This is a genomic window from Mycolicibacterium canariasense, assembly GCF_002101555.1.
Classification (GTDB): Bacteria; Actinomycetota; Actinomycetes; order Mycobacteriales; family Mycobacteriaceae; genus Mycobacterium; species Mycobacterium canariasense.
This window is the reverse complement of record NZ_LQOL01000098.1, coordinates 1-6,722: the sequence shown is the minus strand read 5'-3', so window position 1 is coordinate 6,722 and position 6,722 is coordinate 1. Positions and strand designations below refer to the sequence as shown.

The 6,722-nt window shown below is 65.2% G+C and carries 4 protein-coding genes, 2 pseudogenes and 1 other annotated feature; of the genes and pseudogenes, 4 read left to right on the top strand and 2 right to left on the bottom strand.

Annotated elements, in window-relative coordinates; all coding sequences use genetic code 11:
• Window positions 1–106 precede the first annotated feature (106 nt).
• Window positions 107–1,089 (bottom strand): annotated as a pseudogene (locus AWB94_RS31340) (IS3 family transposase); the annotation flags it as partial.
• Window positions 938–1,069, bottom strand: a sequence feature (AL1L pseudoknot). (Overlaps the previous pseudogene by 132 nt.)
• A 96-nt stretch (window positions 1,090–1,185) precedes the next feature.
• Between AWB94_RS31340 and AWB94_RS31335 the strand changes: the two are divergent.
• From AWB94_RS31335 to AWB94_RS31320, 4 genes are all read left to right on the top strand, one after another.
• Window positions 1,186–2,307 (top strand): tyrosine-type recombinase/integrase, encoded by a 1,122-nt coding sequence (locus AWB94_RS31335; RefSeq protein ID WP_084395066.1) that lies wholly within the window; start codon window positions 1,186–1,188, stop codon window positions 2,305–2,307.
• Window positions 2,304–4,559 carry a tyrosine-type recombinase/integrase gene (locus AWB94_RS31330; protein WP_084395078.1) on the top strand — a complete coding sequence of 752 codons (2,256 nt, stop codon included), beginning with the start codon at window positions 2,304–2,306 and terminating at the stop codon, window positions 4,557–4,559. The genes AWB94_RS31335 and AWB94_RS31330 overlap by 4 nt, the downstream gene beginning before the upstream one ends.
• The gene (locus AWB94_RS31325; RefSeq protein WP_109762098.1) at window positions 4,549–4,890 is read left to right on the top strand and encodes a DUF6262 family protein; all 342 of its coding nucleotides are present in this window, start codon (window positions 4,549–4,551) and stop codon (window positions 4,888–4,890) included. The genes AWB94_RS31330 and AWB94_RS31325 overlap by 11 nt, the downstream gene beginning before the upstream one ends.
• Before the next feature lie 6 nt (window positions 4,891–4,896).
• Window positions 4,897–6,089, top strand: a protein-coding gene (locus AWB94_RS31320) for an IS3 family transposase (RefSeq protein WP_109762100.1) whose coding sequence is annotated in 2 segments (ribosomal slippage) — window positions 4,897–5,161 and window positions 5,161–6,089 — 1,194 coding nt in all. Because the reading frame shifts where the segments join, the coding sequence is not laid out codon by codon here.
• A gap of 205 nt (window positions 6,090–6,294) precedes the next feature.
• On the opposite strand, the pseudogene AWB94_RS31310 reads toward AWB94_RS31320, so the two are convergent.
• A pseudogene (locus tag AWB94_RS31310) lies at window positions 6,295–6,591 on the bottom strand (transposase); the annotation flags it as partial.
• Between the last annotated feature and the right edge of the window lie 131 nt (window positions 6,592–6,722).

The window sequence follows — 6,722 nt, the reverse complement described above, 5'->3', positions numbered from 1 at the left end:
GTCCCGGCGTCCAGGACTTTGCGGTGATGCGCGGTTAACGAAGGCTAACGACTAACCGGATCGGCGGTACCGGTCTGAACCGCCCTGGTTCTACTGGAGGCTCGATCTATTGGATTGCGACCAGTGGTTGGTCGCTCCGTTGGGCATCGTAGAACGCGGTCTCGAACTCGGTGGGTGGGACGTCGTCGAGGTAGCTGTGCAGGCGGGCGGTGTTGTGCCAGTACACCCAGCTCAGGGTGGCCAGCTCGACGTCCTCGACGGTCTTCCACGGCCCGGAGCGGGCCGGCCCGTAGATCAGCTCGGCTTTGTAGTAGCCGTTGACCGTCTCGGCCAGGGCGTTGTCGAAGCTATCCCCGATCGACCCGATCGAGGGCAGCGCACCGATCTCGGCGAGTCGTTCGCCGTATCGGATCGAGGTGAATTGCGACCCGGCATCGCTGTGGCAGGTCAAGCCGGGCAGCGTGGTTCCGCGTGACCACCGGGCCATCTCCAGCGCGTCGAGGACCATGGTGGTGCGCATGTTCGACGCGACCCGCCACCCGACAATCGTCCGGGAGAACGCATCGACGATGAAGCAGACGTAGGCCACTCCGGCCCAGGTCGGCACATAGGTCAGATCCGTGACCCACAATTGGTTGGGCGCTGAGGCGCTGAATCGGCGGTTGACCAAGTCGGGATGCCGCGGCGCGGCGGGGTCGGCGTTGGTGGTCTTGAGTCCTTTGCCGCGCCGGACGCCCTGGATGCCGAGGCTGCGCATCAGGCGCGCGACCTGGTCGCGGCCGACGTCGTGGCCGGCCCGACGTGCGGCTTTCCACAGCTTGCGCACCCCGTAGGCGCGGTAGTTGTCCTCCCACAGCTGGCGCAGCACCGGACCCAGTTCGGCGTCACGAACCGCCCGCGCCGACGGCGGGCGGGTCTTGGTGTCGTAGTAGGTGCTCGGGGCCACCGACACTCCCGCGCTGCGCAGGACGGTGCAGATGGGCTCGACCCCGAACTCAGCCCGGTTGGCGTCGATGAAGGCGACTATTTCTTGTGTTGGCGGTCGAGCTCCGCCCCGAAGAAACTCGCTGCTCTTTTCAGGATCTCGTTGGTTATCTGAGGGCCCGAGCAGACTGTCCACGATGTAGACGACACGCTGGTTGAGGTGCCGGGAAATGCGTTGTGGACTGGTTATCTTTGGTGTCTATGACGTGCCCTGGGCTGCGGGTGCAGCCGGTGGTGATGCCGTTTGGTGATCGTCAGTCGTGGACGCTGCTGGATCGCGATTTCGTGGTGGTCGAGGCGGCTGAGGCGTTCTTGTCGCATCTGCATGCCGTGGAGCGGTCACCGAACACGGTCAAGGCGTATGCGCATGACCTGCGGGACTGGTTTGAGTTCCTGGGCCAGCGTGGCCTGCTGTGGTCGCAGGTGCGGTTGGAGGACGTGGGCCGGTTCGTGGCGTGGCTGCGGCTGCCAGGCGGCGCACGGCTGGGCAACGTCGCGGCGCTGCCGACGGCGGACAGCGTCTGCACGGAGGCGACGGTGAACCGGAAGCTGTCGGCGATCTCGGCGTTCTACGAGTTTCATCAACGTCACGGGGTGGACTTGGGTGATCTGTTGACGACCTGGCAGCGGCGCGGAACACGTGGTGGATCGTGGCGTCCGCTGTTGGCCCACTTGGGAGATCGACCGGAACGCAGCCGGCGAATCCGGCTACGAGCCGAGCAGCGCATCCCTGAGACGTTGGATGCCGAGCAGATCGCAGCGATCGTGGCGGCCTGTGATCGGCTGCGAGACCAGTTCCTGTTCTCTGTGCTGGCTGGGTCGGGGTTACGGATTGGTGAGGCGTTGGGGTTGCGGCACAGCGATATCGACGCCGCGGCCCGGTTGGTGTCGGTGGTGCCGCGGCGCAACGCCAACGGAGCGCGGGCCAAGGGGGTCAGTGGTCGGCGGGTCCCGGTGGGGGCTGGGGTGATCCGGCTGTATGCCGATTATCTGCACACCGAGTACGGCGATCTGGACAGTGACTACGTGTTCGTGAACTTGTGGTCGGGACCGGTCGGGCATCCCATGACGTATGCCAGTGTCTACGATCTGGTCTGCCGGATTCGTCAACGGACCGCAATCATGTTCGGGCCACATGTGTTTCGGCACTCGTATGCCACGGAGTTGCTGCGGCGCGGGGTGGCGGTGGAGGTGGTGGCCCATCTGCTGGGGCACTCCTCGATCGCCACGACCGGCGACACGTATGCGCATTTGAAGATCGAAGACGCTCGCGGTGCGTTGGTGGCCGCGGGGTGGCTGGCCGATTCGGACGAACCGCGGTGAGCGTCGAAGCGCTGGCCGGCGCGCCCGGGCCGACGCTGGCCGAGCGCCTGGACACGGTGGTGCGTCCGGAGTTCCGGGCCGCGGTGTTGGTGCCCGCAGTGGGTGATCCCATCCTCGGGGCGCCCGCGTGCGCGGTGCCCGAGTGTGTGCACTCCAGCCGCTACGCCGGGCTGTGTCTGGCGCACCTGGCCCGCTGGAAACAGGCCGGTCGCCCGGACCGGCGGGAGTGGACTGCGACCGCGGATCCCGCAGTGATGGGCCATCGACCGCTGAGATCTTGCCAGGTGGCCGAGTGCGGATTCGGTCAGCACCGATATCAGTTGTGCTACAAGCATGCCCAACTGTGGGACAAGTGCGGGCGGCTACCACTGGATCAGTGGCGCCCGGTGCTTGCCGAGGCACCGACACCGGTGTGTGCGCTACCGGGGTGTGTGTTGTGGGCGGAACTGGATGGGGGCTGGTGCCGGTCGCATCACGTTCGGTGGCGCCAACGAGGCCGCCCGCCGACCGCCGAGTTCATCGCGTACTGCGCCAGCTACGGAGAGGACCGTTTCGACTTGCGGGCGCTGCCGCCGGCGCTGCGGCTGGAAATCGGCTACGGACTGCAATGCCGGGTCGATGCCAGCCGGACCCGCACCACGCCGCGTTCCATCAAGGCGCTGCTGGATCATCTGGCCGCCAGCGGCGCCGAGTCGCTGTTGGAGCGTCCGCTGACTGAATGGCTGGCCGGGCTACCCGCTGCTGCGGCGGTGAACACGCCGCGAGCGTTCCTCGGCTACGCGATCGACTGCCTACTCGACCTGCGTGACGGGACAGGCTGGGACAGCGAATACCAACGTGACGTGTGGCTGTTGCGCCGCCTCGGAATCGCCGGCCACGGGGGCGCCCGCCTGGATTTCACTGCGGTGCAACCAGTCTGGTTACGGGATCTGGCCAAGCGGTGGTGCCGCTGGCGCATGTCGTGCGGGATCGGACTGGGCCAGCTGCGCAAGGACCGTATCGCCATTGTGCGCTTCTCGCGGTTCACACCCGGGTTGGCGAACTCGGCCGGCCCGGGCACGCTGGACCGGGCCGCGCTGGAGGCCTACCTGGCCCGGCTGGCCGTCGAGATTGCGCACCCCAAGACCCGCAGCAGCGACATCGGGGCGGTCACCGGCTTCCTGCACGCCGTGCGCCAGCACCGGTGGGCATCGCTGCCCGCGGACGTGCAGCTGTATCCCAGCGACCAGCCCCGCCGCGACCAGACACCCGTACCGCGGGCGATTCCCGAGTTCGTCATGGGCCAGCTGGAACGCCCGGCCAACCTTGATCGGATCAACGACCCGCGGATCCGGCTGCTCGTGGAGATCCTCATCCGCACCGGACTGCGCATCGGGGATGCCACCCGGTTGGCGTTGGACTGTCTGATCCGCGACCCGCAGGGCGCGGTCTATCTGCGCTACCGCAACCACAAGATGCGTCGCGACGCAGTCGTGCCCATCGACGACGAACTGGCCACCATGATCCAGGCGCAGCAGACGCGCACCCGGACACGGTTCCCCACCACCACCGTGCTGTTGCCCCGCGGCAGCGCCAACCCCGACGGGCACCTTCCCATCCCGACCGCGACATTCCACCTCCAGCTCGGCCAGTGGCTGCAAAACTGTGGTGTCACAGACGAACTCGGCCAGCCAGTGCATGTCACTGCTCACCAATTCCGGCACACCGCGGCGACCCGGTGGATCAACCATGACGTGCCACAAGAAGTGGTCCGACGGCTGCTCGACCACACCAGCCACACCATGACCGCGGTGTATGCTCGCCTGGCCGACAGCACCGTCCGCGCCCAGTGGGAACGTGCACAGAAGATCAACATCCGCGGTGAACCCGTTGACACCACGATCGACGGTCCGCTCGCCGATGGTGAGTGGATGAAGCAGAACCTGGCCCGCGCGACCATGACGCTGCCCAACGGTTACTGCGGTCTGCCGTTGCAGAAATCGTGCCCGCACTCCAACGCGTGTTTGACCTGCCCACTGTTCGTCACGACCGCCGAATTCCTACCGCAGCACCGCCGCCAACTCGACGACACCCGCGCATTGATCGCCCGCGCTGAATCCGACGGCCACACCCGCCTGGCCGAGATGAACCGCACCGTCGAAACCAACCTGCTCACCATCATCACCACCCTCAACACCGAGCGCCCCGACTGCCGATGCGCCGCCACAGACGGCCAAACATGCTGCGGGAAGGAATCATCCGATGCGCCCTGACAACAGCCACCACCTCATCGCCGCAGCCCAACGCCGCCGCGACGAGACCCTTCAACGCGCCCGCCAAGCCCTCCAAGACCTTGGTGACACCGGCCAACGGCGCACCGTCACCCAGATCGCCGCCCAGGCCGGCGTCTCCCGCTCCTGGCTGTATGCCCAACCCGAACTCCGCGACCAACTCCGCCAACTGAGTGCCGCACCCCAACACACCGAACCCGCAGCCCCCCAAGTCGAACGCAGCTCCGAAGCCTCACTGCGCCAACGCCTCACCCGTGGCGTGCCCTCTGTTCTCCGGACTGCGGACCAAATAGGGTCCGACTGGAAAGGATGAACGGCATTGGCGAAGAAATATCAGAAGTTCTCACCGGAGTTTCGGGAGGAAACGGCCCGACTGGTGGTGGACGGGCAGAAGTCCATCGCCGAGGTCGCGCGCGAACACGGGCTCAGTGATACCACTGTCGGCAACTGGGTTCGGAAGTATCGAGAAACGCATGCCACCGACGAGCCGCCGCTGGAATTATCTGAACGTGCTCGGCTGCGTGAATTGGAACGCGAGAACCGAGAAATGGCGATGGAACTCGCCTTCTTAAAAAAAGCAGCAGCGTACTTCGCGAAGGAGCCACGGTGAGCCAGAAATACGCGTTCATCGCCGCGGAGCACGCTGACGGTGCCACCTTTGCGGGCATGGCTCCCACGATCGTGCAGATGCTGAAATGGCTGGGGGTGTCGAAATCGGGGTTCTACGAGTGGTGGGGCCGGCCGGCGAGTGCGGCGATGTGTCGCCGCGAGGAACTCAAGCTCAAGATCGCCGCACTGTTCACGTCTTTCGGCGCCGTGTACGGGTATCGGCGCATCCACGCCGAGTTGGTCCGCGCCGGTGAACGGGTAGGCCCAGAGTTGGTGCGCACACTGATGCGCGAGTTGAATCTCGTTGCACTGCAACCGAAACCTTACAAGCGGACCACTATCGCCGGCGAGTCCGCCACCGCGGTGCCTGATCTGGTGGCCCGTGACTTCACCGCGGATCGGCCCGGGGTGAAGCTGGTCGGTGACATCACCTATATCCGGACCTGGGCTGGGTGGCTGTATTTGGCGACCGTGATCGACTGCTTCAACAAAGAAGTGATCGGTTACGCGATGGCCGATCACATGCGTACCGCGCTGGCCACCGGCGCCCTGGAGATGGCTGCCCGCAACCACGCCCTGGAACCGGGATGCATTATGCACACCGACCGCGGGACGCAATACACCTCGACCGATTACGCCATTAAAATCGCCGACCTTGATATGAGAGCCTCGCTGGGGCGGACCGGAATATGTTGGGATAACGCGCTCGCAGAATCATTCTTTGCAGCCCTGAAAAATGAACGTGTGCACCACATGGTGTATCCGACGCGGAAGAAAGCAAGAGCTGATATTGCCCGCTATATCGAACTGTTCTATAATCGGCGCAGACTTCACTCCGCGTTGGGCTACCGCACGCCGCATGAAGTCCGCATCGAATACATGAATTCACAGCTCGCGGCATAATTCCCGCGAAATCCGCAGTCCTAAAAGCGCGGAGCAGGCCACCTGGCCCACGAACGCATCCGGGAACTCGACAACGACAACCGTCACCTACGCGACCAGATCGCCCTCCTGCACGGACAACTACGCGCCAACCGCATCGCCGCGAACCCCGTCACAGACACCGTCCACGACGCAAACACCACGGTCAAGCCACCAAAATCTCCATCCGGCCCAAGATAACATTAGCGCGCTTGAGTTCTCGATTCTCCTGTTCGAGTTGCTTGAGCCGCTGGGATTCAGCGGTCGTCACCCCGGGGGCCACGCCCTCGTCGATGTCGGCCTGCCGCACCCAGCTACGCACCGACTCCACCCCGTAGCCCAGCTGGTTGGCCACCCGCGCCACCGTGCCCTGCGTGGTGCCCAGCTCGGCGCGCAAGGTCCGGACCATCCGGACCGCGGCAGCCTTCTCCTCAGGGCTGTAGCGACGTGTCGTGGGCTTGCCAGCTGACTGTTCCTTCGGCATACCTGCATCCTCGTTTCCAAGGTCAGGAGCCTCCAACTTTTCCAGGGCGGTTCAGTCTGGCGCTGCGTGCGGCCCAGGACCGGTTCGCTCGCGGGCGGCGGGCGTGTTTTGTGGCGACGCAGACGCGATGA